At 73.8% G+C, this 26,285-nt stretch carries 22 protein-coding genes; 14 read left to right on the top strand and 8 right to left on the bottom strand.

Going from position 1 to position 26,285, the window contains the following annotated elements; all coding sequences use genetic code 11:
• The first annotated feature begins 168 nt into the window (after positions 1–168).
• The 5 genes from AC07B0_RS04690 to mug all read left to right on the top strand — a co-directional run bounded on the left by AC07B0_RS04690 (position 169) and on the right by mug (position 5,426).
• Positions 169–1,509, top strand: coding sequence for a hemolysin family protein (locus tag AC07B0_RS04690; protein WP_356877782.1), 1,341 nt, complete (start codon positions 169–171; stop codon positions 1,507–1,509).
• Positions 1,506–2,525 (top strand): hemolysin family protein, encoded by a 1,020-nt coding sequence (locus AC07B0_RS04685; RefSeq protein WP_356877781.1) that lies wholly within the window; start codon positions 1,506–1,508, stop codon positions 2,523–2,525. The genes AC07B0_RS04690 and AC07B0_RS04685 overlap by 4 nt, the downstream gene beginning before the upstream one ends.
• Positions 2,526–2,593: 68 nt before the next feature.
• Entirely contained in the window at positions 2,594–3,376 is a 783-nt protein-coding gene (locus tag AC07B0_RS04680) for an SGNH/GDSL hydrolase family protein (protein ID WP_356877780.1), read from the top strand.
• A gap of 71 nt (positions 3,377–3,447) precedes the next feature.
• On the top strand, positions 3,448–4,881 hold the full coding sequence (purB, locus tag AC07B0_RS04675) for an adenylosuccinate lyase (RefSeq protein ID WP_356877779.1): 1,434 nt from the start codon (positions 3,448–3,450) through the stop codon (positions 4,879–4,881).
• Entirely contained in the window at positions 4,878–5,426 is a 549-nt protein-coding gene (gene mug / locus AC07B0_RS04670) for a G/U mismatch-specific DNA glycosylase (protein WP_478897227.1), read from the top strand. Before purB ends, mug begins: the two co-directional genes overlap by 4 nt.
• A gap of 67 nt (positions 5,427–5,493) precedes the next feature.
• Here the strand turns inward: mug and AC07B0_RS04665 are convergent, their stop codons facing one another.
• From AC07B0_RS04665 to AC07B0_RS04655, 3 genes are read right to left on the bottom strand one after another with little or no spacing between them, the layout of a single operon-like run.
• On the bottom strand, positions 5,494–5,931 hold the full coding sequence (locus AC07B0_RS04665; RefSeq protein WP_469377705.1) for a hypothetical protein: 438 nt from the start codon (positions 5,929–5,931) through the stop codon (positions 5,494–5,496).
• Between the two features lie 40 nt (positions 5,932–5,971).
• Positions 5,972–6,760: an ABC transporter permease gene (locus AC07B0_RS04660; protein WP_478896762.1), complete on the bottom strand. Its 789-nt coding sequence runs from the start codon at positions 6,758–6,760 to the stop codon at positions 5,972–5,974.
• Positions 6,761–6,782: 22 nt separating this feature from the next.
• Positions 6,783–7,706, bottom strand: coding sequence for an ATP-binding cassette domain-containing protein (locus AC07B0_RS04655; RefSeq protein ID WP_478896761.1), 924 nt, complete (start codon positions 7,704–7,706; stop codon positions 6,783–6,785).
• A 108-nt stretch (positions 7,707–7,814) separates the two neighbouring features.
• On the opposite strand from AC07B0_RS04655, the gene AC07B0_RS04650 reads away from it, so the two are divergent.
• The 3 genes from AC07B0_RS04650 (at position 7,815) to AC07B0_RS04640 (ending at position 11,331) form a co-directional block, all read left to right on the top strand.
• Positions 7,815–8,990, top strand: coding sequence for a sensor histidine kinase (locus AC07B0_RS04650; protein ID WP_478896759.1), 1,176 nt, complete (start codon positions 7,815–7,817; stop codon positions 8,988–8,990).
• Between the two features lie 4 nt (positions 8,991–8,994).
• The gene (locus tag AC07B0_RS04645) at positions 8,995–9,645 is read left to right on the top strand and encodes a response regulator transcription factor (RefSeq protein ID WP_478896757.1); all 651 of its coding nucleotides are present in this window, start codon (positions 8,995–8,997) and stop codon (positions 9,643–9,645) included.
• 531 nt (positions 9,646–10,176) lie between these two features.
• The gene (locus tag AC07B0_RS04640; RefSeq protein ID WP_356877773.1) at positions 10,177–11,331 is read left to right on the top strand and encodes an ROK family transcriptional regulator; all 1,155 of its coding nucleotides are present in this window, start codon (positions 10,177–10,179) and stop codon (positions 11,329–11,331) included.
• An 842-nt stretch (positions 11,332–12,173) separates the two neighbouring features.
• On the opposite strand, the gene AC07B0_RS04635 is transcribed toward AC07B0_RS04640, so the two are convergent.
• Positions 12,174–12,926: a GntR family transcriptional regulator gene (locus tag AC07B0_RS04635; RefSeq protein WP_356877771.1), complete on the bottom strand. Its 753-nt coding sequence runs from the start codon at positions 12,924–12,926 to the stop codon at positions 12,174–12,176.
• A 309-nt stretch (positions 12,927–13,235) separates the two neighbouring features.
• On the opposite strand from AC07B0_RS04635, the gene AC07B0_RS04630 reads away from it, so the two are divergent.
• The 4 genes from AC07B0_RS04630 (at position 13,236) to AC07B0_RS04615 (ending at position 19,517) form a co-directional block, all read left to right on the top strand.
• Positions 13,236–14,123 (top strand): alpha/beta fold hydrolase, encoded by an 888-nt coding sequence (locus tag AC07B0_RS04630; protein ID WP_478896755.1) that lies wholly within the window; start codon positions 13,236–13,238, stop codon positions 14,121–14,123.
• Positions 14,124–14,354: 231 nt separating this feature from the next.
• On the top strand, positions 14,355–15,944 hold the full coding sequence (locus AC07B0_RS04625; RefSeq protein ID WP_478897225.1) for an alkaline phosphatase D family protein: 1,590 nt from the start codon (positions 14,355–14,357) through the stop codon (positions 15,942–15,944).
• A 141-nt stretch (positions 15,945–16,085) separates the two neighbouring features.
• On the top strand, positions 16,086–17,504 hold the full coding sequence (locus AC07B0_RS04620) for a GNAT family N-acetyltransferase (RefSeq protein ID WP_478896753.1): 1,419 nt from the start codon (positions 16,086–16,088) through the stop codon (positions 17,502–17,504).
• 303 nt (positions 17,505–17,807) lie between these two features.
• Entirely contained in the window at positions 17,808–19,517 is a 1,710-nt protein-coding gene (locus tag AC07B0_RS04615; protein WP_478866105.1) for a DUF885 domain-containing protein, read from the top strand.
• A gap of 78 nt (positions 19,518–19,595) precedes the next feature.
• Here AC07B0_RS04615 and AC07B0_RS04610 read toward each other — a convergent pair whose 3' ends face one another.
• On the bottom strand, positions 19,596–20,114 hold the full coding sequence (locus AC07B0_RS04610; protein ID WP_478896752.1) for a rhodanese-like domain-containing protein: 519 nt from the start codon (positions 20,112–20,114) through the stop codon (positions 19,596–19,598).
• Positions 20,115–20,208: 94 nt separating this feature from the next.
• Between AC07B0_RS04610 and AC07B0_RS04605 the strand changes: the two genes are divergently transcribed.
• On the top strand, positions 20,209–20,655 hold the full coding sequence (locus AC07B0_RS04605) for an Lrp/AsnC family transcriptional regulator (RefSeq protein WP_469377720.1): 447 nt from the start codon (positions 20,209–20,211) through the stop codon (positions 20,653–20,655).
• A 65-nt stretch (positions 20,656–20,720) separates the two neighbouring features.
• Here the strand turns inward: AC07B0_RS04605 and AC07B0_RS04600 are convergent, their stop codons facing one another.
• The 3 genes from AC07B0_RS04600 to AC07B0_RS04590 all read right to left on the bottom strand — a co-directional run bounded on the left by AC07B0_RS04600 (position 20,721) and on the right by AC07B0_RS04590 (position 25,719).
• On the bottom strand, positions 20,721–23,732 hold the full coding sequence (locus tag AC07B0_RS04600; protein ID WP_469377722.1) for an AAA family ATPase: 3,012 nt from the start codon (positions 23,730–23,732) through the stop codon (positions 20,721–20,723).
• Positions 23,729–24,898, bottom strand: a complete 1,170-nt coding sequence (locus tag AC07B0_RS04595; protein ID WP_467293551.1) for an exonuclease SbcCD subunit D — start codon at positions 24,896–24,898, stop codon at positions 23,729–23,731. Before AC07B0_RS04595 ends, AC07B0_RS04600 begins: the two co-directional genes overlap by 4 nt.
• A gap of 191 nt (positions 24,899–25,089) precedes the next feature.
• A complete protein-coding gene (locus AC07B0_RS04590; protein ID WP_356877762.1) occupies positions 25,090–25,719 on the bottom strand; it encodes a YigZ family protein in 630 nt (209 codons plus the stop codon).
• Between the two features lie 145 nt (positions 25,720–25,864).
• Here AC07B0_RS04590 and AC07B0_RS04585 point away from each other — a divergent pair, with 145 nt between their 5' ends.
• Entirely contained in the window at positions 25,865–26,269 is a 405-nt protein-coding gene (locus tag AC07B0_RS04585) for a CoA-binding protein (protein WP_469377725.1), read from the top strand.
• The last annotated feature ends 16 nt before the right edge of the window (positions 26,270–26,285 follow it).

Below are 26,285 nucleotides of genomic sequence, written 5' to 3'. Positions count from 1 at the left end.
TGCCGACCCGGGGAAGGGTTCCCCCGCGATCTCCCGTTCCGTCCCGACCGAAAGGTGTGAGCGTCCGCCCATGGGCGAACCCCCCGGCACCCGGCCCCCGCACAGGTGCGCGCGACACCGCGCGGCACCCCTCCGCCTGACTGATCATGGGACGGAGGTGATCGACCGATGACCGAAGTGCTTCTGCTCGTCGTGGCGCTGCTGCTGTGCGTCGCCTGCGGGGTCTTCGTCGCGGCCGAGTTCTCGCTGACCACCGTCGAGCGCAGCGAACTCGAACGCGCCGTGGAGCGCGGTGAGCGGGGCGCGGACAGTGCCCTGACCGCCGTCCGCAGCCTCACGTTCCAGCTGTCCGGCGCCCAGCTCGGCATCACCGTGACCGGACTGGTCATCGGCATGCTCTCCAAGCCGTCGATCTCCGCCCTGCTCCAGGGCCCCTTGGAGGCCATGGGCCTGTCGCCCTCCGCCGCCTCGTCCACCGCCCTCGCGCTCGGCACCGCGCTGTCGACGGTCGTGCTCATGGTCGTCGGCGAACTCGTGCCGAAGAACTGGGCGATCTCCTCGCCCCTGGCGATCGCCAAGCGGGTGGCCACCGCGCAGCGGGTGTTCAGCCGGGCCTTCAAGCCCCTGATCAGCCATCTGAACACCACCGCGAACCATCTCGTCAGGCGGTTCGGCATGGAGCCCGCCGAGGAGCTGGCCTCCGCGCGCAGCCCGCAGGAGCTCGTGGCTCTCGCCCGGCACTCCGCGAAGGCGGGCGCGCTGGAGAAGGACACCGCCGAACTGTTCGTACGGACCCTGAACCTGGCCGACCTGACGGCCGAGAACGTCATGACCCCGCGCGTGCAGGTGACCGCCCTGGACGTGCAGACCACCGCCGAGGACGTGGCGAACGCGACCATGGCGACCGGCCTGTCCCGCTTCCCGGTCTACCGGGGCAGCCTCGACACCGTCGTCGGCACGGTCCACATCAAGGACGTACTGGCGCTGCCCGCCGAGGAGCGTCACCGCCGTCCGGTGTCGCAGCTGCTGCGCGCGCCGCTGCTCGTACCGGAGTCGCTGACGGTGGACCGGCTGCTGGACCGGCTGTCCGGCAGGCAGACGATGGCCGTCGTCATCGACGAGTACGGCGGTACGGCCGGAGTGGCGACGCTGGAGGACATCGTCGAGGAGGTCGTCGGGGAGGTCCGCGACGAGCACGACCCGCACGAGACCTCGGACCTGGCTCCCGCCGGCACGGACGAGGCCGGACGCCCCCTCTACTCCGCCGACGGCGCCGCCCGCACCGACCAGCTGCGGCAGATCGGGCTGCGCGTGCCGGACGGACCGTACGAGACCCTGGCCGGGCTGGTGGCCACGGAGCTGGGCCGGATCCCGGCCGTCGGCGACAGCCTGGAACTGGACGGCTGGCAGCTGGACGTGGTCGACGCCGGCGGGAGGCGCGCCGCGCGCGTGCTCCTGCACGCACCCGCCGAACCCGTCGGTGACGCGCGGACGGAGGACGCCCGATGACCGCCGTCCAGCTGCTGATCGGCCTGGCCACCCTGGTCGTCAACGCCTTCTTCGTCGGCGCGGAGTTCGCGATGATCTCGGTCCGGCGCAGCCAGATCGAGCCGTACGCCGAACAGGGCGACCGGCGCGCCCATTCGGTCCTGTGGGGGCTGGAGCACGTGTCCGCGCTGATGGCCGCCGCCCAGCTGGGCATCACCCTGTGCACCCTGGTGCTGGGCGCGGTGGCCGAGCCCGCCATCGCCCACCTGCTGACGCCGCTGCTCGACGCCGTGGGCGTGCCGTCCGGGGTGACCCACGCGATCTCGTTCGTGGTGGCGCTGGCGCTGGCGACGTACCTGCACATGCTGTTCGGCGAGATGCTGCCGAAGAACGTGGCCCTGTCGGAGCCGGTGCGCACGGCGCTGCTGCTGGGGCCGCCGCTGGTGGGCGTGGCCAGGGGGCTGAGGCCGGTGATCTTCGCGGTCAACGCCTTCGCCAACTCGCTGCTGCGGCTGCTGCGGGTGGAGGTGAAGGACGAGGTCGCGGCGACCTTCTCGGACGACGAGCTGGCCCGGATGGTCAAGGACTCCAGTGACGCCGGGCTCATCGACGACCGGGCGAGCGAGCGGCTGCACGACGCCCTGGAACTGGGCCGCCGGCCGGTGACCGACGTGGTGCTGCCCGCGGACCAGGTGATCGCGGCCCGGCTGGGCATCAGCGCGGCCGGCCTGGAGCAGCTGTCCGCCGCGTCGGGGTACTCCCGCTTCCCGGTGATCGACCCCCAGCACCGGATCCTGGGCTACCTGCACGTCAAGGACGCCCTGGACGTGACCGAACGGGACGAGCCGTTCCCGTCGGCCGAGCTGCGCCCGATCGCGCAGGTACGGGCGGAGACCCCGCTGGACGACGTGCTGACCGCCATGCGGCGCAGCCGGACGCACCTGGCCGCCGTGCTGGGGGCCGACGGGGCCATGACGGGCCTGGTGACGATGGAGGACGTGCTGCGCGAACTGTTCGGACGGCCGACCTCCGCCTGAGGCGGCGCCCGGAGTCCGCTCCCCGGCCCTGCGCGGCCGGGGTACCGCGCGGTAGCATCGCTCCCGCCATGGAGATGAATGCGTCTTACACCAGTTTCGTCGCGGTCGGCGACTCCTTCACCGAGGGCATGTCGGACCTGCTCCCGGACGGCTCCTACCGGGGCTGGGCCGACCTGCTCGCCGACCGCCTCGCGCGGCGCGGTCCCGGTTTCCGGTACGCCAACCTCGCGGTGCGCGGAAAGCTGATCGGGCAGATCGCCGGGGAGCAGGCCCCGGTGGCCGCCGCGATGGGGGCCGACGTGGTGACGCTGGTCGGCGGGCTGAACGACACCCTGCGGCCCAAGGTCGACATGGGCCGGGTCCGCGGCCACCTGGAGGAGGCCGTGGCGCTGCTGGCCCCCTCCTGCGGGCAGCTGGTCCTGATGCGCTCGCCGGGCCGCAACGGGCCCGTCATGGAACGCTTCCGCCCGCGGATGGAGGAGCTCTTCGCCATCCTGGAGGAGCTCGCCGAGCGGCACGGCGCGCTGCTGGTGGACCTGTACGGTGCCCCCGTGCTCGGGGACCCGCGCCTGTGGGACGTCGACCGGCTGCACCTGACGGCCGAGGGGCACCGCCGGGTGGCGGAGGCCGTCTGGCAGGCCCTGGGCCTGCCGGCGGAGGAGGACTGGCGGGCGCCGCTGCCGCCCGCCGTCGCGCCGGGCTGGCCGTCCCGGCGCACCGAGGACCTGCGCTTCGCCCGCCGGCACCTGCTGCCCTGGATCGGGCGCCGGCTGACGGGCCGTTCCTCCGGGGACGGTCTTCCGCCGAAGCGTGCGGAGCTGCTGCCCTTCGGAGGCTCCCGGCTCTCGTAGCAAGGCACAATCGCGGGCGGTGTCCCGACCTGCGTAAACGCACAGCCGCGGCCCAAGTAGAATTCCTCCACGTGACAGCCAAGCCCCGCATCCCCAATGTCCTGGCCGGCCGCTACGCCTCCGCGGAGCTCGCCGTCCTGTGGTCCCCCGAGTACAAGGTGACGCTGGAGCGGCGGCTGTGGCTCGCCGTACTGCGCGCCCAGAAGGACCTCGGCATCGAGGTCCCGGACGCCGCCCTCGCCGACTACGAGCGCGTCCTGGAAACCGTCGACCTCGCGTCCATCGCCGAGCGCGAGAAGGTCACCCGGCACGACGTGAAGGCCCGGATCGAGGAGTTCAACGCCCTCGCCGGTCACGAGCACGTCCACAAGGGCATGACCTCCCGCGACCTCACCGAGAACGTCGAGCAGCTCCAGATCCGGCTCTCGCTGGAGCTGGCCCGGGACCGCACCGTCGCCGTCCTCGCCCGCCTCGGCAAGCTGGCCGGCGAGCACGCCGAGCTGGTCATGGCCGGCCGCTCCCACAACGTGGCCGCGCAGGCGACCACCCTGGGCAAGCGCTTCGCGACCGCCGCCGACGAGCTGCTGGTCGCCTACGCCCGCCTGGAAGACCTGCTGGAGCGCTACCCGCTGCGCGGGATCAAGGGCCCGGTCGGCACCGCCCAGGACATGCTGGACCTGCTGGGCGGCGACGCCGCCAAGCTCGCCGACCTGGAGCAGCGGATCGCCACCCACCTGGGCTTCGCCCAGGCCTTCACCTCGGTCGGCCAGGTCTACCCGCGCTCGCTGGACTACGACGTGGTCACCGCCCTGGTGCAGCTGGCCGCCGCCCCGTCCTCGATCGCCAAGACGATCCGTCTGATGGCCGGCCACGAGCTGGTCACCGAGGGCTTCAAGCCCGGCCAGGTCGGCTCCTCCGCGATGCCGCACAAGATGAACACCCGCTCCTGCGAGCGCGTGAACGGCCTGATGGTCATCCTGCGCGGCTACGCCTCGATGACCGGCGAGCTGGCCGGCGACCAGTGGAACGAGGGCGACGTGTCCTGCTCCGTGGTCCGCCGCGTGGCCCTGCCCGACGCGTTCTTCGCCTTCGACGGCCTGCTGGAGACCTTCCTGACGGTCCTGGACGAGTTCGGCGCCTTCCCGGCCGTCGTGGCCCGCGAGCTCGACCGGTACCTGCCGTTCCTCGCCACCACCAAGGTCCTGATGGGTGCCGTCCGCGCCGGTGTGGGCCGCGAGGCCGCGCACGAGGTCATCAAGGAGCACGCCGTGGCCTCCGCCCTCGCCATGCGCGAGCAGGGCGCCGAACGCAACGAGCTCCTGGACAAGCTGGCCGCCGACGAGCGGATGCCCCTGGACCGCGCACAGTTGGACGCCCTCATGGCCGACAAGCTGTCCTTCACCGGCGCCGCGGGTGACCAGGTCGCAACCGTGGTCTCGCGCATCGAGGCCATCGCGAAGCAGCACCCGGAGGCCGCCGGGTACGCGCCGGGGTCGATCCTCTGACCCCCGACGAGCTCGACGCCGCCCGCGACCGCGTCCTCCCGGACGTGGTCGCGGGCGGCCTGCGTGTGTTGTTCTGCGGGATCAATCCGGGTCTCCTCTCCGCCGCGACGGGCCACCACTTCGCCCGCCCCGGCAACCGTTTCTGGCCGGTCCTGCACCTGGCGGGGTTCACCCCCCGCCGGCTGGCTCCGGAGGAGCAGCAGGAGCTGCTCTCCTACCGCCTCGGCATCACCAACGTCGTGGCCCGGGCCACCGCCCGCGCCGACGAGCTGAGCGCCGAGGAGTTCATCGAGGGCGGACGGATCCTGACGGCCAAGGTGGAGGCCCTGCGCCCCCAGTGGTTGGCCGTGGTCGGGGTCACCGCCTACCGCACCGCGTTCGGCGACCGGAAGGCCGCCATCGGCCCCCAGGAACGCACCATCGGTGACACCCGGATCTGGGCCCTGCCCAATCCCAGTGGCCTCAACGCCCACTGGACGGCGGAGTCCATGGCCCAGGAGTACGGCCGCCTGCGCGCGGCCGCCGAGGCCCGGCTCGGATCCTGACCCACCGCGCACCCCGTCACGGCGGGAGTGCGTCACGGCGGGAGGGCCGGTCACGGTGGGAGGGCCGTCACGGCGGGTCGATCACGGTGACCGCCGCCATCAGCAGGTACGGGTCCTCCTCGGCCCACCGCGCCACGCAGACCACCAGCCACCGGTCCCCGGCCCGCCACAGGTACAGGTGGTCGGTGGTGTGGCTCAGTTCCCGCCACGGCTGCGGTATCTCCTCCTCGGCGAGGCCGCGGTGCGTCAGGGAGTCCAGGGAGAAGACCTGGGGCTGCCCCCACCGGCCGGTCACCGCCTGGGTGAGCGCCCCGTATTCGGCACCGGTCTGCTCGGCCGCCTCCGCTCGGCGGGAACCGTCGTCGTCCCAGAAGTCCCGGGTCCCGCCGAGCCGTACCAGGTGGTAACCCGGGCCACTGCTGTGCCGGCCGAGCCGGACCGGCTTGTCCACGAAGGCCTGCGCCCGCAGCCGGTCGATCAGGTCGAGTTGCTGTCCCGTGGTCATATCGTCAGTATTCCGGGGGCCACTGACATCTGGCCCTTCGTCACGCGTCGCGGCGCCGTACCGCGAACCAGCCGGCGGCGAGGGCCAGCACGGCCCACACTGCGGCCACGCCCAGCCCCGTCCAGGGTCCCAGGGACCCCTGCGCGTCCATCCGCATCACCATCTGGCCGGCCCGGTCGGGCATGAAGTCCATGGCGCCGCCGGCCACCTGGCCGACCACGAAGGGCACGATCAGGAGGAACGGTATGAGCAGGCTCATCACCAGGGCTCCGCTGCGCACCAAGGCGGTCAGCCCGGCCGCGAACAGGGCGATCAGCATCAGGTAGGTCCCGCTGCCGAAGACGGCCCGCAGCACCCCGGGGTCACCCAGGGAAAGTGCGTACTCCCCCATGAAGGCCTGACCTGCGAGGAAGGTGACGAGCCCGGTTATCTGCCCGACGACGAAGGCGAGTCCGGCGACCACGGCCGCCTTGGACAGGTAGAGCGCGGTCCGGTTCGGCACGGCGGTGAGGGAGACCCTCAGTGCGCCGTTGCGGAACTCGCCGGCGAACGCGGTGGCACCGAAGGCGATGGCCGCTATCTGCCCGAAGTTGATTCCGAAGAAGGCCCCGAGCAGACGGTCGTCCCCCAGAGCGTCGGGCTCCGACGTACCGATCGCGGCGGCGGTGAGGACCGTGATGCCGGCCGTGGCGGCGAAGACGGCGGCCAGCGAACCGAGGATCGAGCGGGCCGAACGTATCTTGATCCATTCCGAGCGCAGGACGGGTCCGGTGGGCAGGGCCGTGGCGGTCTGGACGGTGGAGGACGCGGCGGCAGTGGTGGTGGTCATGATGGTGGCTCCCGTCGTGGGGTCAGGCCGCGTTGACGGCATGGGCGGCGAAGGGCGTGCGGTCGGCGGTCAGATCGAGGTAGGCCTGCTCCAGCGAGGCCCGCTCGTCGGCAAGTTCCAGCAGCGGGACGCCCTCACGCGCCGCGAGGGCGCCGATCCGCTCGGCCGGTATGCCGTCGACGGTCCATCGCCCTTCCTCGGCGGGAGCCATCGCGAACCCGTCGCGTTCCAGGGCGGCCCGCAGCCGGTCGGGTTCCGAGGTCCGCAGCTTCACCCGGGGGGCGCTGCGCGCGTCGATGAACTCCTTCAGGGAACTGTCGGCAAGGAGCCTGCCCTGCCCCAGCACCACCAGATGGTCGACGAACGAGGCGGATTCGGCCATGAGGTGGCTGGAGACGAGGACCGTACGCCCCTCGGCGGCGAGGCCGCGCATCAGCTCGCGGATCCAGATGATGCCCTCGGGATCGAGGCCGTTGGTCGGCTCGTCCAGCAGCAGTACCGCCGGATCGCCCAGGAGTGCGGCGGCTATCCCGAGGCGCTGGCGCATCCCGAGTGAGAAGGTGCCGATCCGCTTCCGGGCGACCGCGGCGAGCCCCGACTGCTCCAGCACCGCGTCCACCCGCGGAACGGGGATGCCGTTGCTGACAGCGAGCGCGAGCAGGTGGTCACGGGCCCGGTGACCCCCTGGCGCCGCCTGGGGGTCGAGCAGGGCTCCCACCTCGCGCAGCGGGTGGCGAAGTTCCCTGAACTCACGGCCACCGATGGTGGCCGTCCCGGCCGTCGGCCGACTCAGGCCCAGCAGGAGGCGCATGGTGGTGGACTTGCCGGCGCCGTTCGGTCCGAGGAAGCCGGTGACCCGGCCGGGCAGGACGTCGAAGGTGAGGTGGTCCACGACCCGCTGGGTGCCGTAGTCCTTGGTCAGTTCGCTGATCTCGATGCGTTTCATGGCTCAAGATTCGCCGTCGGCCCCTGCCCTTTCCCTCCCCCGTGCGGGGGTGCCGTCTCCCCCACGTGGGGGAGACGGCGGCCGCCCGCTCGCTGCCAGGATGAGGGCATGTACAAACTGCTCCGTGCGCCGCTTCGGCCGGTGACGTACTCGCGCTGGCTGCACTTGTGCGTTCCCCTGCTGCTGCTCGCCATATGGATGTTCATCAATCCGCGCTGGCCGTGGATGCCGCTGCTGATCGTCGTGCCCTTCGGCTTCGTGCCGTGGGTGCGGCTGGCCGAGGGGCTCCAGGCTCAGTTCCTGCTGACCCCGCAGGACCGGGGCTCCGATGACAGCGGCATCAGCACCGCCCCGTCGGTGCGCTGGAGCGACCGGTGGCGGACCGTGCTGTGGCTGGAGATACGGCTGGTGGTGGCCGGAGCCGCCATGTTCGCGACCGTCTTCCTCCCGGTGATGTCCGTGGAGCTCGTCGCGACCGCGCTCGGTCACCCCCTGAACTCCGACCCCGCGATCCCCTTCGCTCCGCCGCGCTGGGCCGCGGCCCTGCTGGCGCCCCTGCCGCTGGTCGTGCTCATCGTCCTCGTGACCCTGCTCGGCGAGCTGATCACCGGGATCGCCCGGCGGCTGCTGGGGCCGTCGGCGGCCGAGCGGCTGACCGCGTTGGAGGCCCGCACGGAGCAGTTGTTGGAGCGGACCCGGATCGCGCGGGAGCTCCACGACTCCATCGGGCACGCGCTGACCGTGGCGGTCGTCCAGGCCGGGGCGGCACGAGCGGCCAAGGACCCGGCCTTCACCGACCGGGCGCTGAACGCGATCGAGGAGACGGGCCGGGCGGCGCTGGAGGACCTGGAGCGGGTGCTGCTGGTCCTGCGCGAATCCGCACAGCCGCCTTCGCAGCGGCCCACTCTGGCGGAGGCCGGCCGGCTGCTGGAGTCGGCCCGGGCCTCGGGGGCGGAGGTGGACGCACAACTGGCCGGTGCTCTGGAGAAGTTGCCCGGTCCGGTCACCCGGGAGGGCTACCGGATCCTGCAAGAGGCTCTCACCAACGTGCTGCGGCACTGCGGTCAGGTGCCCGTACGGGTGCGGGTGGAGGTGGCGGCGGGCCGGCTCGACCTGGAGGTCACGAATCCCCTGCCCGAGCGGCCCACGATGACGGGCGGCTCCGGGAGCGGCCTCCGGGGAATGCGGGAGCGGGCGGCGCTGCTCGGCGGCGAGGCCGAAACCGGTCCGTACGAGGGCGGTTGGCGGGTGCGCGCCCGGCTTCCGCTGGAACGAATACGCTGACCGGATGCCGGTTACCGTACTGCTCGTCGACGACGAACCCCTGGTGCGCGCGGGCCTGCGCGCCGTACTTGACTCCCAGCCCGACATCGAGGTGGTCGGCGAGGCCGCGGACGGGGCGTCCGTCATCCCCCTCGTGCGCCAGTTGCGACCCGATGTGGTGGCGATGGACGTGCGGATGCCGCTGCTCGACGGGATCGAGGCGACGCGGGCGGTCCTGCGCTCCGTGGACTTTCCGCCGAAGATCCTCGTCGTCACGACCTTCGAGAACGACGAGTACGTCTATCAGGCGCTGCGGGCGGGTGCGGACGGCTTCCTGCTGAAGCGGGCCCGGCCCGCGGAGATCGTGCACGCGGTGCGGCTGGTGGCCGAGGGCGACACTCTGCTGTTTCCCGCGGCCGTGCGGGCCCTCGCCGCCGAGTACGGCAACAGCCGGGCACGTACGCTCCTGGAGCGGGCGGCGCTGACCGAGCGGGAGGAGGCGGTCCTGCGGCTGATGGCGCGCGGGCTGACGAACGTGGAGATCGCCGGCGAGCTGATCGTCGGCACGGAGACGGTGAAGTCACACGTCAGCGCCATTCTGGGCAAGCTGGGGGCCCGTGACCGCACGCAGGCGGTGATCACCGCGTACGAGTCCGGATTCGTCGCACCGGCCTGAGCTAGTGCCGTGACCGGAAAGGTCCACCGGGTCGCGACGCCCGGCACGGCACCTCTCCGCGTTGTCGGACCACGGAGGTACGTCCAGTACGAGCCGTGGCCCTCCGCCTTGAGATGCACCGCACCGGACGCCGCGACCCGGCAAACCTTCCCAGCCACGGCACTAGCTCGGCGTCTTTCGTCGCTGGGCTCGGGGCGGGGTAGGTGGCGCGACTCTTCCTCACGCTTCGAGACGTCCGGCAACGACGTGCGGGAGAACGGCCGCTGCCCGTGCTCCGCGACCCGGGGCCCTTCCGCTCCGGACCGGAGGGCGAGCGGCCCCGCCGGCTGGTCGTCTCCGCCCGCACCCCGCTCTGTGCCGCACCGAAACCGTCCCGACGCGGCCCCGGACGACCTCCGGGCTCGGAGAACAAGCACGTACGCCGAGCCGAGGGGAAGGGCCGATTCCGAACAATGGGGGGCTGCTTCTCGCCGCCGCGCCGGGCGCGCAGTACGATCCGGCTGACAGGGCCGCTAGCTGGGAGGACACACGTTGGGGCAGCTGACCGGCGGGGATCCCTCTCTGCTCCGGCGGATCAATTCGGCCGTGGTGCTCCGGGCACTGCGCGCGGCCGAATCGCCGACCCTCACCGACCTCACCCGGGTGACCGGGCTGTCCCGGCCGACGGTCGAGGGCGTCGTCGAGGGACTGATCGGCACCGGGCTCGTCATGGAGGCCGAGGCGGGGGAAGGCGCACGGCGGCAGGGCCGGCCGGCCCGGCGCTACCGCTTCCGGGCCGAAGCGGGCCATCTGCTGGGCATCGAGATCGGCTCGCACCGGATCGCGGTGCTGCTGTCCGGACTGGACGGCCGGGTCATCGGCGCGGGCACCAAGGACGTCACCGAGACCGCGTCGGCCGATGAACGGCTGGACAAGGTCAGGGCGGCCGTGGCCGATCTCCTCCGCCGCGCCGGGGTCCCCCGCGACTCCTTGCGGGCGGTCGGAGTCGGCAGCCCCGGGATCGTGGAGGCGGACGGTACGGTCCGCCTCGGCACGGCCTTGCCCGGCTGGACCGGCCTGCCGCTGGGCGACCGTCTGCGGCGTTCCTTCCGGTGCCCGGTGCGGGTGGAGAACGACGCCAACGCGGCGGCGGTCGCCGAGCACTGGAAGGGGGCCGCGCGGGACACGGACGACATGGTGTTCGTCATGGCGGGGCTCAGCCCGGGCGCCGGCTCGCTGATCGGCGGGCGGCTGCACCGGGGCTTCGGCGGTGCGGCCGGCGAGATCGGCGCTCTGCACCTGCTGGGGCGCGAGGTCACGCCGGAGCGGCTGCTGTCGACGACCGGCGAACCGTTGCACCCCCTGGACGAGGCCGCGGTCGCCGAGGTCTTCGCGATGGCCAAGCGGGGCGACGAGCGGGCGGTGGCCGCCGTGGAGAGGTTCTTGCAGCGGCTGGTGCACGACGTGGCCGCGCTCGTGCTGGCGATGGATCCGGAGCTGGTCGTCGTCGGCGGCTGGGCGGCCGGCCTGGACGGGGTCCTCGAACCGTTGCGCCGGGAATTGGAGCGGTACTGCCTGCGCCCGCCGCGGGTGGCGCTCTCCCTGCTCGGCGAGGCCGCCGTGGCCACCGGGGCGCTGCGGCTCGCGCTGGACCACGTGGAGGAGGAACTCTTCGCGGTGGAGAAGACGGTCACCGCCCGCCGCTGACTCCCTCGGTCCGGGCCGGAAGGCGATGAGCCCGTAGGCAGGGGTCAGGGGCCGCGGCGCCACACCACCCGGGCCGGGCAAGGCACGCCAGGGCGGGGAAGCCGGGCCGGGCCGGCCAGGCAGGTGCTGCGGCCGAAGCGGGGGGCCGGAAGATCGTTCGGGGACGCTGATCAGGGTCGGGCAGGTCCGCATTCCTGCCGTCGACCGGGGCCGAGGCCTCTCTGGCCGAGCGCGAGCACGGGGTGTCCTTCCCGGCCGAGTACCGCACGTTCCCGAAAGAGGGGAAGGAACCCCGCGCAGCGGGTGTTCCGGCCCCGCCGGGAGGAGTCGGGAGGGGAGCACGACGTGCCGGTGAAGCTGCTGACCCTGTCGTCCCCGCACCCCGATCCGTAGCAGCCAGCGGGCGGACGACGGGCTCGTGGCGCGGGAACCCCGCCCGGAGGACTTCCCGTACGTGTTCGGGCACATGGAAGCGTGGAATGCGTGGGCCCGGGACTGCGGGGGCTTCGGGAGTGGCTCCGCCACGGTTCGTGGGGCTTGCTGCCGCCGGGCCGGGGCCGGTCTCCGGTCCGCTGGCGGGCGGCGACGACGGACGGCGCTGATGGACGGGGGCGGGAACGGCCGTACCCCGGGCCTCAGGGTCCGGGGTACGGCGGTGCGACTGCGGGGGCTTCGGGAGTGGCTCCGCCACGGTTCGTGGGGCTTGCTGCCGCCGGGCCGGGGCCGGTCTCCGGTCCGCTGACGGGCGGCGACGACGGACGGCGCTGATGGACAGGGGCGGGAACGGCCGTACCCCGGGCCTCAGGGTCCGGGGCACGGCGGTGCGACTGCGGGGACGGCGGTCAGGACGCGGCGCGGGTTTCCGTGATCTCGACTCCGGAGTCACCGAAGGTGAGGCGGCAGGTGTCGGCCCGGTAGGTGGCCACCGACACGGCGGCGGTCCCGGCGGCGGTGAAGTACCGGGTGGTCACGAGGAGCACGGGAGCCCCGGGAAGCCGGTCCAGTTCCTTGGCGTCGTCGGCGCGGGCGGAGCCCAGTTCCACCGAGCGGTCCTGCCCGTCGAGCGCGAGGCGCTGGAGTTCGCGCAGTACGGCGCGCGCACGGGCGGGTCCGGCGGGGGCGTCGATGGCGGAGAGGCCGGGCACGGACGCGGCGGGCACGTACAGCAGCTCGGCGGCGACGGCCTGCCCCTGGGTGACGCGCGTCCGCCGGACGGTGTGCACGGGCTGGTCGGCGGGGGTGCCGAGGAGTCCCAGGACGGCGGCGGCGGGAATGCCCTCCGCGGCGTCGACGGGCTCCCAGCCGTCACCGCTCTCGCCGGGCCAGCCCTGCTGCGCACTGCCGACGGCGACGCCGACGCGCGGCGGGGCGACCGTGGTACCGACTCCACGGCGGCGCTGCAGGCGGCCTTCGAGTTCGAGCTGCTCCAGCGCCTGGCGCAGGGTGGCCCGGGCGACTCCGAAGCGCGCGGCGAGCTCGCGCTCGTTCGGCAGGACCTCGCCCACGGCGAAGTCCTGGTCGAGCGCCTCGCTGAGGACGGTCTTCAGGTGCCAGTACTTCGGCTCCGGCACTGATTCGAGCTGCGTGGTCCCCACCCTGACTCCTCCTGCAATCGCCGCTTCGCCGTGTTCCAGCGGCAGTTCCGCGCCGCAGTTCCGCGCCTTTGTTTATTAAAGGTTCCTGCACTATCCCTGCGACGATAGGACGGCGCTCCCCCTTGGTCAAGACCAATCCTCGCCGCTTTGCCGGGCAGATCGGGCATATGTAGCAAGCCGTTCACAGGATGTTCGCGCGTACCCCCCTCTTGACGGGAAACCTTGTAGCGGGGGCCTACCGGGCGGTAATCATGGGGACAGTCGTTACTGACGGCCTGTCTCACACGCGTCCATCCGACGAGGAGCAGCATGACCGCCACGGTCTCGTTCACGATCGATTCGCCGCTGGGTCCCCGCACGACCACCGTCTCCTACGAACGCAAGGGCGCGGGCGAGCCGCTCCTCCTGCTGCACGGCATCGGCCACCACCTCCAGGCCTGGCATCCGGTGACCGACATCCTGGCCGCCGGACACGACGTCATCGCCGTCGACCTGCCCGGCTTCGGCGCGTCGGAGCCGCTGCCCGCGGGCGTTCCCTACGACCTGGACACCGTCACCCCGGCGCTCGGGGCCCTCTGCGCGGCGCTCGGGGTGGATCGCCCGCACGTCGCGGGGAACTCGCTCGGCGGGCTGCTGGCGCTGGACATGGGGCGCGCCGGTCTCGTCCGGTCGGTCACCGCACTCTCCCCCGCCGGCTTCTGGTCTCAGGCCGAGCGGCGGTACGCCTTCACCGCGCTGCGCGCGATGCGCGCCGGCGCCACGGCGCTGCCCCGCCCGGCGCTGGAGCGGCTCTCCCGCAGCGGCGCCGGCCGGGCCGCGCTGACGGGCAGCATCTACGCCCGTCCGGCCCGCCGCACTCCGGAGGCCGTGGTCGCCGAGACGCTGGCGCTGCGCGGCGCCACCGGCTTCGAGGAGACGCTGGCCGCGGGCGGCTCGGTACGGTTCGCGCACGACGTGCCGGGGCTGCCCGTCACCATCGCCTGGGGCACCCGGGACCGGCTGCTGCTCCGCCGGCAGGGGGTGCGGGCGAAGCAGACGCTTCCCGGGGCGCGGCTGGTGCGACTGCCGGGCTGCGGTCACGTGCCGATGAACGACGACCCGGCGCTCGTGGCCCGGGTGATCCTCGATACGGCGCGCACCGCACCCCGGGACGGCGGCCAGGACCAGGGACGGACCGCGGCGCAGAACGCGGCGTGAGGCACCGGGCCGGGCGATGACCGGCACGACACCGGACACGACCGGAAGCACCGGGCCCGACGCCGACCGGCACGACGCCGAACACGGCCTCTGGAACCACGCCGGGGCAGTGGCCGGCCGCTGGCGGGTGTTCATCCACGGTTCGCGCGGCCGACGCGGCCGGGCCGGTGTGCGGCGGCACACTGGTCCGGCCCGTCCCCGCCGGCCCCTGGAGACGCACCGATGGCACCGATGCCGCACACCCGACGTTCCCTGCTCGGCGGGTCACTCGCCGTGCCCCTGGGTCTCGCCCTGTCCGCGGCCTTCGCCGCGCCCGCCCTCGCCTCCCCCGTGGGGGCTCCGGCCTTCACCCGCTCCGGCCGTCCGGTCGCGCTGTGGGGGACGCAGTCCGGCGAGATCACCGCCCACTCGGCCACCGTGTGGACGCGCTCCGACCGTCCCGCGCGGATGTACGTGGAAACCTCGCCGAGCGAGTCGTTCCGGTACGGCGTCCGCCGCCACGGCGGCCCCTTCCTCGGCCCCGCCACCGACTTCACCGGCACGACCACCCTGCGCGACCTGCCGCCGGGCCGGCAGATCCACTACCGGATCACCCTCGCCGACCCCGACGACCCGCGCCGTACGAGCGAGCCGGTACGCGGCACGTTCCGCACGACGCCCGTCTCCCGCCGCCACGACGTGCGCTTCCTGTGGTCCGGCGACCTGGCCGGCCAGGGCTGGGGCATCAACCCCGACCTCGGCGGCTACCGCGTCTTCGAGGAGATGCGGCTGCGCGACCCCGACTTCTTCCTCTTCAGCGGCGACGCGATCTACGCCGACGGCCCCATCCAGGCAGCCGTGCCGCTGCCCGACGGCCGCATCTGGCGCAACGTGACCACGGCGGAGAAGGCGAAGGTCGCCGAGACGCTCGCCGAGTTCCGCGGGAACTTCCGCTACAACCTGCTCGACCGTCATCTGCGGGAGTTCTACGGTCAGGTCCCCGTCCTCGCCCAGTGGGACGACCACGAGGTGCGCAACAACTGGTACCCGGGCCAGCTGATCGACGACCCCCGCTACACCGTCAAGGAGGCCGACGTCCTGGCCGCCCGCGCCCGCCGGGCGTTCGGCGAGTACTTCCCCGTCACCGATCTGCGCGGCGGCCGGGCCGAGGGCCGGATGTACCGGGTGGTGCGGCACGGCCCGCTGCTCGACGTGTTCGTCCTCGACATGCGGACCTACCGCAACGCCAACTCCCCGAACCGCCAGACCGAGGACCCGGTCGGCATCCTCGGCGCCGAGCAACTGGCCTGGCTGAAGCGGGAGCTGTCGCGCTCGCGCGCCACCTGGAAGGTGATCGCCTCCGACATGCCGCTCGGCATCGTCGTCCCCGACGGCGCCACGAACTTCGAGGCCGTCGCGCAGGGTGACCCCGGGGCGCCGCTCGGCCGGGAGCTGCAGATCGCCGACCTGCTGCGGTACGTCAAGCACCGGAACATCACCGGCACCGTCTGGCTCACGGCCGACGTCCACTACACGGCCGCGAACCACTACGCCCCCGAGCGCGCCGCGTTCTCCGACTTCGCGCCCTTCTGGGAGTTCGTGTCCGGGCCGGTCGGCGCGGGCGGCTTCCCCGCAGGGCGGCTCGACGCCACCTTCGGGCCGCGGACGGCGTACGTGCAGTCGGCTCCGGTGGCCAACATGTCCCCGGCCGAGAACCCCCCGTACTACGGCGAGGTGGAGATCGACGGCGGCAGCGGGGAGCTCACCGTCCGGCTGCGCCGACAAGGCGGGGGCGTACTCTTCACCCAGGTGCTCCAGCCGGGCCTCGTGGGGCAGGCGTGAGTACGGCGCCGCACGGGGGCGCTTCGGACCCGGTATCGGAAACCGGATGGAAAACCGGGAGAAACCGGCCAGATCGACGCTTAACCAGTCGGTCACAGATCGTTCGCGATCACGCAACACCCCTGCGCCACAGTGGTGTGCATGACTGACCGTAACCCCGCCTCCGCCCCGCGTCCCCACCGCCACCACTGGCGCCGCGACGTGGTCGAACTCGCCGCCCTCTTCTGCGCCGTGGCCGTGGCCGACGGCATCGCCAATCTCGTCGTGCACGGCCCCCGTGGCCCGGTCCTGCTGGTCGCCTCGGCCGTGGCACTGCTCATCACGGCGGCCTTCCACACCTGGTGGGCACGCCGCCACAGCCATGCGCCGCCGCCCACGGCCACCGCGCCCTCCGATCCCGTGCCCGTGAAGTCCGCGACGGCAGGCGCGGGCGGCACGGGCACGACCGCCGCCCTGTGGCGGATGCGGACGACCGTACGGGACGAGCCCGGCAGCCTGGCCGCGCTCTGCACCGCGCTCGCCCGGAGCGGCGTGGACATCCTGACGCTGCAGACCCACCCGCTCCCCGAGGGCGGCACGGTCGACGAGTTCCTGCTCCGCGCCCCGCAGCAGCTGCCCTCCGCCGACCTCACCCGGGCCGTCGCCCAGGCCGGCGGCCACAGCACCTGGATCGAACGCGCCGACGCCCACGACCTCGTCGACACGCCCACCCGGGTCCTCGGCCTGGCCACCCGCACCGCCCTGGACGCCGCCGAACTCCCGCTCGCGCTGCGCCAGCTGCTCGGCCGCTGCACCATCCACTCGATCCCGGCGACCACCCTCTCGGGCCGCCCCAACGCGGGCGCCGACGCCCCCGTCGAGGGGGTCCTGGAAGCCACGGTGATGCGGCTGCGCGACCCCTCCGGCGGCGCCATCACCGTGGAGCGGCCGTACCTGCCCTTCACCCCGACGGAGTTCGCCCGCGCCCGCGCCCTCGTCGAACTCGACGCCCGCCTCGGCCCCCGCGTCCCGCGCAGCCAGGACGTCCTGACCCTGCCCGAGGGCAACGAGATCACCGTGCGGCGCGCCGACGGCTCCGACCTGCCGGCGGCCCGCGCCATGCACGACCGCTGCTCCGAGCGCACCCTCGGCCTGCGCTACCACGGCCCCGTCGCGGACGCCGACCGCTACCTCGGCCACCTGCTGAGCCCCCGCTTCGGCCGCACGCTCGCCGCCACCACCGCCTCCGGCAAGCTCGTGGCCCTCGGCCACCTGCTGTGGGACGGCGACGAGACCGAGGTGGCGCTGCTCATCGAGGACGACTGGCAGCGCCGGGGCATCGGCTCGGAGCTGCTGCGGCGGCTCCTCGCGATGGCCGTCGAGGCCGGGTGCGACAGCGTTTACGCCGTCACGCAGGCCTCCAACACCGGCATGGTCGCGGCGATGCGCGGCCTCGGCCTGCCCCTCGACTACCAGATCGAGGAGGGCACCCTGGTGATCACCGCCCGGCTGGGCGCGGCCCCCGTCGGCGCACGCACCGCCCACGAACTCCCCCGCGCACAGGCTCCGTACGAGCGCTAGCCACCCTGCCCCTCGCGGCGCCCTGCCCGCCCGGGCGGGGCGCCGTTCCGGCGCGGCCTCGGGCGCCGCTGGAGCGCGGATGGGGCGGGGCCGGAGCACGGACCGCGCCCGTTCCCGTCCGCCGGTGCGCGGGGGGCGCCGGTTTCCGGCAGCCGCCGGGTCCACCACCTCGCGCGAAGTTGCGTACGGTGCGCACGAGTTGAAAGGACGGTCGGCCCCACGGCGGCCACCGGCACCGGTTCCGTCAGGAGCCCGGCTCCCAACGGTGATGACGCGGGGCCGATCCCGTACGAAGATGGCCGCATGTCAGAGACCCTCCACAGTGACAGCGCAGCCCGGCTGCCCCGTCAGGTCGCCGACGCGTACGTCGACGACCTCATCGCCATCGACCCGATCACGGGCACCTACCTCGGCAACCCGGCCAGCTCCCGCGAGCTGCCGGACTTCTCCCCCGCCGGCCGCGCCGCCGCGGCCGAGCTGTCGCGCACCACGCTCGCCCGGCTCGACGCCGCCGAGCGGCTCCCCGGCGCCGACACCGACGCCGAGCGCCGCTGCGCCCGTCTGCTGCGCGAGCGGCTCACCGCGGAACTCGCCGTCCACGCGGCCGACGAGGACCTGCGGGCCGTCAGCAACATCCACTCCCCCGCCCACTCGGTCCGCGAGGTCTTCACCCTGACCCCGGCCGACACCGAGGAGGACTGGGCCGCGATCGCCGAGCGGCTGCGCGCCGTGCCGGCGGCCTTCGCCGGCTACCGCGAGAGCCTCGCGCTCGGCCTGGAGCGCGGGCTGTACGGCAGCCCCCGCCCCGCCGCCACCTTCATCGGCCAGCTCACCACCTGGGCCGGACAGGCCGAAGACGGTGCCCGGGACTTCTTCGGCGCGTTCGCCTCCGCCGGTCCGGACGCGTTGCGCGCCGAACTGGACGGGGCCGCGGCCGGCGCCACGGCGGCAGTGGTCGAGCTGCGGGACTGGATGCGCGACGTGTACGCCCCGGCCATCGCCGGCGCCCCGGACCCGGTGGGCCGCGAGCGCTACGCCCGCTGGGCCCGCTACTTCAACGGCACCGACCTCGACCTCGACGAGGCGTACGCCTACGGCTGGTCCGAGTACCACCGCCTCCTCGCCGAGATGAAGTCCGAGGCGGCCAAGATCCTGCCCGGTGAGCCCGATCCGTGGGACGCACTGCGGCACCTGGACGCGCACGGCACCCACATCGAGGGCGTCGACGAGGTCCGGGCCTGGCTGCAGGGCCTGATGGACGAGGCCATCGAGAACCTGGACGGCACCCACTTCGAACTCGCCGAGCGGGTCAAGCGGGTGGAGTCCATGATCGCCCCGCCCGGCGGCGCGGCGGCCCCGTACTACACCAACCCCTCCGAGGACTTCTCCCGTCCCGGGCGCACCTGGCTGCCGACGATGGGCCAGACCCGCTTCCCCGTCTACGACCTGGTCTCCACCTGGTACCACGAGGGCGTGCCCGGGCACCACCTCCAGCTCGCGCAGTGGCAGCACGTGGCGGACACGCTCTCCCGCTACCAGGCGAGCGTCGGCCTGGTCAGCGCGAACGCCGAGGGCTGGGCCCTGTACGCCGAGCGCCTGATGGACGAGCTGGGCTACCTCAAGGACGCCGAGCAGCGGCTGGGCTACCTGGACTGCCAGATGATGCGGGCCGCCCGGGTGATCGTGGACATCGGCATGCACCTGGACCTGGAGATCCCGGCGGACTCGCCGTTCCACCCGGGCGAGCGCTGGACGGTCGACCTGGCGCAGGAGTTCTTCGGCCTGCACAGCGGGCGGCCGGCGGACTTCATCGAGAGCGAGCTGACGCGCTACCTGTCGATGCCGGGGCAGGCGATCGGCTACAAGCTGGGCGAGCGCGCCTGGCTGCTCGGCCGGGACAACGCCCGGGCCGCGCACGGCGACTCCTTCGACCTGAAGGCCTGGCACATGGCGGCCCTGTCGCAGGGCTCTCTGGGCCTGGACGACCTGGTGGACGAGCTCTCCAAGCTCTGACCGCCGCGTTCGACGCGCCGACGGGCCGCGCGCTCCCCGAGGGGGCGGGCGGCCCGTCGGCGTACCGGGGTGGGCGGTTCAGCAGCCGCAGTCGTCCGAGTCGGTGGGCGCGGTCAGCGGGTCGGCGCCGGCGCGCCGCTCGGGGCCCTGCCAGGTCTCGACCTCGAAGCCCTCGCGGATCCAGTACTCGATGCCGCCGAGCATCTCCTTGACCTGGAAGCCGAGTTCGGCGAAGGCGAGGGCGGAGCGGGCGCCGCCGTTGCAGCCCGGGCCCCAGCAGTAGGTCACCACGGGCACGTTCTTGTCGAGGAGCCGCTCCGCCTGCTCGGGGATCAGGGCGGTGGGCAGGTGGACGGCGCCGGGCACGTGGGCCTGGTCCCAGGACGGGGTGGAGCGGGAGTCGACCAGCTGGAAGCCGAGGTCGGCGCCGTGCTCGCGGTGGGCCGCGAAGGCGGCGGCGACGTCCGACACGTCCGCGTGGAAGGCCAGGCTCGCCGCGAAGTAGGCGGCGGCCGCGGCGGGTCCGGCCGGGGGCACGCGGAGCACGGGGTTGACGTAGGCGGTGTCGGGGACCGTGGTGTTCGCTGTCGTCGTCATGGCTCAGAATCTACGAACTGTTGATCATCCCGTGAAGTGAGTTTCCCCGGCCTTTCCCTTGTTCACCCGGGGATTCCCCTGCTACACCTTGGCCATGACCGACTATTCCCCCGACGCCACGGACTGGCGCATCCTGGACGTGCTCCAGCGCGACGGCCGCGCCAGCTTCACCGAGCTGGCCCGCTCCGTGTCCATGTCCGCGAGCGCCGTCACCGAGCGGGTCCGCCGGCTGGAGGAGGCGGGGATCATCACGGGCTACGCGGCCGTGGTCGATCACGAGAAGCTGGGCAAGGCCATCCTCGCGCTGGTGCGGCTGCGCTATCCGCACGGCAATTACAAGCCCTTCCACGACTTCCTCGACGCCACCCCCGAGATCCTGGAGGCGCACCACGTCACGGGGGACGACTGCTTCGTCCTCAAGGTCGCCGCCCGCTCGATGGGGCACCTGGAGGAGGTCACCGGCCGGATCTCCGGCCTCGGCCCGGTGACCACCAGCGTCGTGTACTCGTCCCCGCTGGCGCGGCGGCCGCTCAGTCCGTGACGAGCACCACCGCCGGGGAGCGCACCCTCGGTCCGTGACGAGCACCACCGCCGGGGAGCGCGCCCTCAGTCCGTGACCGCCGCCGTGCGGTGACGGACGACCGAGCCGCCACGCTGTTTGACGATCTCCAGCTGGGCCTGGACCCGGGTGCGCAGGTCGCCGACGTGGCTGACGATGCCGACGCTGCGGTCCCGTTCACGCAGCGAGTCCAGTACGTCGAGGACCTCGTCCAGCGCCTGGTCGTCGAGACTGCCGAAGCCCTCGTCGATGAAGAGGGTGTCCAGGCGCATGCCGCCCGCCTCGTCGGTGACCACGTCCGCCAGCCCCAGGGCCAGGGCGAGGGAGGCGAAGAAGGTCTCGCCGCCCGACAGGGTGGCCGTGTCCCGCTCGCTGCCGGTCCAGGCGTCCACGACGTGCAGTCCGAGCCCCGAGCGGCCGCGCCCGCCCGCGCGGGCGTCGGAGTGGACGAGCGTGTAGCGGCCGCCGGACATCCGCAGCAGCCGTACGGTCGCGGCGGCGGCGACCTGCTCCAGCCGTGCGGCCAGGACGTACGCCTCCAGCCGCATCTTGCGCTCGTTGTCGGCGGAGGTGCCCGCGGTGAGCCCGGCCAGCCGGGCCACCCGCTCGTACGCCTCGCGCAGCGGTCCCAGGGCGCGCAGCTCGTGCTCCGCCTGCCGCGAGAGCCGGTCCAGCTCGGTGCAGCGCACCCGGGCGGCGTCGACGGCCGAGCCCGCGGTGCGCAGCCGGGCGGCGGCGTGTTCGGCGCGGGCCCCGGCGGCGTGCGGGTCGGCCGGCGGCAGGGCCGCGGCGCGGGCGGTGTCCTGCTCGGCGTGCCGCTCGGCCAGCATGGCCTCCTCCGCCTGCCAGGCGTCGGTGCGGTGCTGGAGGGCGGTGCGCTCGTACTCGGGCAGCACGGCGTCGGCGGCCGCCTCGGTGGTGTCGAAACCGGCCTTGAAGGCGGCGTCGGCGAGCTGGTCGTCGGCTTCCTTCAGCCGGGCGGCGGTCACTTCGGCCCGGCGCAGGGCGGTGGCGGCCGTCGTCACCATCCGGATCCGGTCCTCCAGGGTGCGGGCGCGGGCGGCGACGCTGGGGGCGTCGCCCCGTACGAGGACCAGCTCCGCCTCCAGGGAGGCCCGTTCCCGGTCGAGGGCCTCACGCCGCTCGGCGCGGGCGGCGGCGCGGCGTTCGGAGTCGAGCCGGTCGGCGCTGCGCGCGGCGTGCTCGCGCTCGGCGCGGCCCAGGCGTTCGCGGGCGGCGTGCAGTGCGGCGGCGTCCGCGTGGGCGGCGGCGTGCCGGGAGCTCAGGTCGGAGGTGAGGGCGAGGAGCTCGGCGGTGGTGGCCTCACCGGCGGCGGCCGCGGCCTCGGACTCGGCCTCGCGGACGGCGGCGAGCCGGCGCTCGACGGCGGCCCGGCGCTCCTCGGCCCCTTCGAAGCGGGCGTGGGCGGCGTCCTCGGCGGCCCGGTCCACGTGCCCGGGGGCGGGGCGGGCCGGTGCGGGGTGCCGCTCCGATCCGCACACGGTGCAGGGTTCCCCGGCGGTGAGGGCCTCGGCCAGTTCGGCGGCGATACCGCGCAGCCGGGCCTCCTTGAGCTCCAGCCAGCGTTCCCGGGCGGCGGCGGACCCCTCGCGGGCCAGGAGCAGTTCGCCCGCGGCGGCTTCGGCGTCGGCGGCGAGGGCGTCCCGCCGGCCGGCGGCGGTGAGCTGCATGCGGACGGGCTCCAGCCGGCCGGCGAGCTGCTCGGCCAGGGTCGCCGCCTGCTGGGCGGCGTCGACCCGCTCCTGGAGGGCGGCCCGGGTGTCCTCCCAGCGGTCGAGCCAGTCGAGGGACTCCTGGTGCTGCTCGTCGGCGTCCCGGGCCTCCCGCTCCAGGGTGGCGCGCTCGCGGCCGATCTCGGCGCTGCGCTGCTCCGCGCGCCGGGCGGCGCCGACCGCGCCGAGTTCCTCGCGCAGCCGCTGCTCCACGGAGGCGAGCTGTTCGACGCCCGCCTCGGCGAGGGGCGGCGGGAGGACGGAGCGGGCGACGGTCTCGGCGTGCGCGGCGGTGAGGTGGGCCGCGGCGGCGGCGCCGCGCAGTTCCAGCGCGGGGGCGACGAGGGCGCCCCGGCGGGCCCGGTCCAGGAGGTTCCGTACGCGGTCGCGTTCCGGCGCGGCCTGCGCCAGCTGCTCCGCCCGGCGGGCGGTCTCGGCGTGGCGGCGCTGGAGCCGGTCGAGTTCCCGGGCGTCCTCGGCGGCCCGCCGGGCGGCGGCGTGCCGTCCCTCGACGGCGGCCAGCGCGTACTCGGCGACGGTCAGCCGTTCGCGGGCGGAGCAGCGGGCGACGGCCGCCCAGGCCCGGACCGCCTCGGCCAGGCCGGGGTCGCCGGGCTGGTGCCGGGGCAGGGGCCAGGCCCGCAGGTCGGCGCTGTCCCCGGCGGCCTGGGCGAGGCGCTGGGCGGCGGCGAGCACCTTCTCGTCGCCGGCCCGGACCCTGGCCTCGGCGGCCCGGCGGCGTTCGGCGAGCAGGGTCTCGACGGCGGCGAAGCGGCGGGTGTCGAAGAGGCGGCCGAGGAGCCGGCCGCGGGCTTCTGCGCCCGCGCGCAGGAACTGGGCGAACTCGCCCTGCGGGAGGAGGACGACCTGGCAGAACTGTTCGCGGCTCATGCCGAGGAGCTGTTCGACCTCTTCGCCGATCTCCTGGTGGGAGCGGCTGAGCGCCGTCCACCGTCCGCCGGTGTGCTCGCGCAGCCAGCTCTGTGCCTTGTCCTTGGTGGTGCCGGTGCCGCGTTTCTTGGGGCGGTCCTGTTCGGGGCGCCGGGTGATCTCCAGGCGGCGTCCGCCCGCGGTGAGTTCGAGGGTGATCTCGGTCGGGTTGTCGGGGAGGGCGTGGTCGCTGCGCAGGCTGGTGCCCGGTGCCTGCCGGGAGCCGGGCACGGACCCGTACAGGGCGTAGCAGACGGCGTCGAGCACGGAGGTCTTGCCGGCGCCGGTGGGGCCGTGGAGCAGGAAGATCCCGGCGCCGGAGAGGGCGTCGAAGTCGATCTCCTGGGGTTCGGCGAAGGGCCCGAAGGCGGTGATGCGGAGCCGGTGCAGCCTCATCGGGCGGTCTCCTGACGGCTGTCCTGGGCGCGTACGTCGTCGAAGGCGCCCCGGAGCACGTCGCGTTCGGCCTCGTCCGCGGTGCCTCCGCCGCGGACGTGGGCGACGAAGTCCTCGGCGATCTCCTGGTCGGTGCGGCCCTTGAGGCGCTGGGCGTAGGAGGCGCTCTCGTGTTCCTCGCGGCCCTCGGGTTCGAAGGCGAGGCTGAGGGTGTGCGGGAAGCGGGCGGCGAGGCGTGCCATCGGGTCGTCGGGCCGGACCGGGTCGGTGAGGGTGGCCTCGATCCAGTGGTCCTCGCGGGGGGTGAGCGCGGGGTCGTCCAGGAGTTCCTCCAGGCGGCCGCGCAGGCGGGCGAGGGACCTGGGGACGGGGCTGTCGATCCGTTCGGCGGAGGCGATCGCGCCGTCGCCGTCGAGGTCGATCAGCCACATCGTCTTGCGGTGGTCGGCCTCGGAGAAGGAGTACGCGAGCGGGGAACCGGAGTAGCGGACCCGTTCGTTGATCGTCTGGCAGCCGTGGAGGTGGCCGAGGGCCGCGTAGTCGACCCCGTCGAAGACGGAGGCGGGTACGGCCTCGACCCCGCCGACGGTGATGTCGCGTTCGCTGTCGCTGGCCTGCCCGCCGGTGACGAAGGCGTGGGCGAGGACGATGGAGCGGGTACCGGGTGCCCGGCCGGCCAGGTCGGCCCGGATCCGGTCCATGGCCGCGCCCAGCACCGCCTCGTGGCTGACCTTCTCCGCGCCGAACTCCTCCTTGACGAGGGCCGGTTCGAGGTACGGCAGCCCGTACAGGGCCACGTCGCCGTGTACGTCGGCCAGCACCACGGGGTCGGCGCAGCCCGCCGGGTCGGTCCTGAGGTGGATCCCGGCCCGGCCGATCAGCCCGGCCCCGACGCCGAGGCGGCGGGCGGAGTCGTGGTTGCCGGAGATCATCACGGTGGGCACGCCGAGCTCGGCGAGCCGGTGCAGGGCCCGGTCGAAGAGCTCGACGGCGGGCAGCGGGGGCACGGCGCGGTCGTAGACGTCACCGGCGACGAGGACGGCGTCGACCCCGTGTTCGCGGACGGCTCCGACGAGGTGGTCGACGAACTCGGCCTGGGCGCCGAGCAGGTTCACGCGGTGGAAGGATCTGCCGAGGTGCCAGTCCGAGGTGTGCAGGAACTTCACTCGCCCGCTCCGACCCGCACGCTTGCTCTCCTTCGTGGCCCTGCACCGACCCTCCAGGCTAACCCGTTCCCCGGCCGTCCCACCCCGCCCTTCCGCTTCCCGGACCCCCCGTGCGAGGGGGCCGCGCGGGCGGGGCGACCGGGCGGCCGGGCGGGGTCCGGGCAGCGGACGTGGCGGGGCCGGAGCGGGGGTCAGCCCTCGGCGTAGGCCTCGCCGCCGAGCTCGAAGCCGGCGGTCCCGGCGGTGACGTCGGCGAGCCAGGCCCGGAAGGGTTCGACGTCCGCCTCCGGCAGCCCGATCTCGATCGAGACGGCCTCGCCGTAGCGCACGTCCAGGACGGCCCGGCCGGTGGAGCGCAGGTCGTTCTGGGTCTTCCCGGCGCGCTGGTGGTCGACGGTGACGGTGGCGAGCCGGTAGCGGTGGCGGGTGACGGTGCCGAGGGCGTCGAGGGCCTCGCCGACGACGCCGCCGTAGGCCCGGATCAGTCCGCCCGCGCCGAGCTTCACGCCGCCGTAGTAGCGGGTGACGACGGCGACGGCGTACCGGATGTCGCGCCGGGTCAGCATCTGGAGCATGGGCACCCCGGCGGTGCCGCCGGGCTCTCCGTCGTCGCTGGCCTTCTGGACGGAGGCGTCGGCGCCGATCACGTAGGCGAAGCAGTTGTGCGTGGCGGTGGGGTGCTCCTTGCGGACGCGGGCGATGAACTCCTGCGCCTCCCGCTCGGTCGCGGCGGGCGCGAGGGAGCACAGGAAGCGCGAGCGGTTGATCTCCGACTCGTGCACGCCCTCTCGGGCCACCGTCACGTACTGGTCTGCCTTCACCGCTCCACCCTACGGGGAATCGGACGGGCGTCCGTTCCGTTGATCCGGCAGACGGGCCGGCGGTCCGGCCGGGGCCCGGGCGGCAGTGGGGCCCGGCGCGGCGGCGGACCGGAGCGGCGGACCAGAGCAGCAGGAGGCGGCACACGTGTACGGCGACCAGGCGACCATCCGCAAGATCCTCACCGAACTCGGCGACACCTGGGCGGTGGTGGGCTTGTCCAACAACGCGGACCGGGCCGCATACGGCGTGGCCCGCGTGCTCCAGCGGTACGGCAAGCGCGTGGTCCCCGTCCACCCGAAGGCGGAGACGGTGCACGGCGAGCCCGGGTACCCCTCGCTGGAGGCGATCCCGTTCAAGGTGGACGTGGTGGACGTCTTCGTGAACAGCGCCCTGGCCGGAGCGGTCGCCGACGAGGCGGTGGCGGCGGGCGCGGAGGCGGTCTGGTTCCAGCTGGACGTGGTCGACGAGGCCGCCTTCGCCCGGACCCGCGGGGCGGGACTGGAGATGGTGATGGACCGCTGCCCGGCGATCGAGATCCCCGCCCTCTGAGGCTCCCGCCCGCGCG

The sequence above is a fragment of the Streptomyces sp. NPDC044704 genome (genome assembly GCF_056433525.1).
The sequence above is the reverse complement of the archived record's forward strand: the minus strand, read 5'-3'. Positions and strand labels throughout refer to the sequence as shown.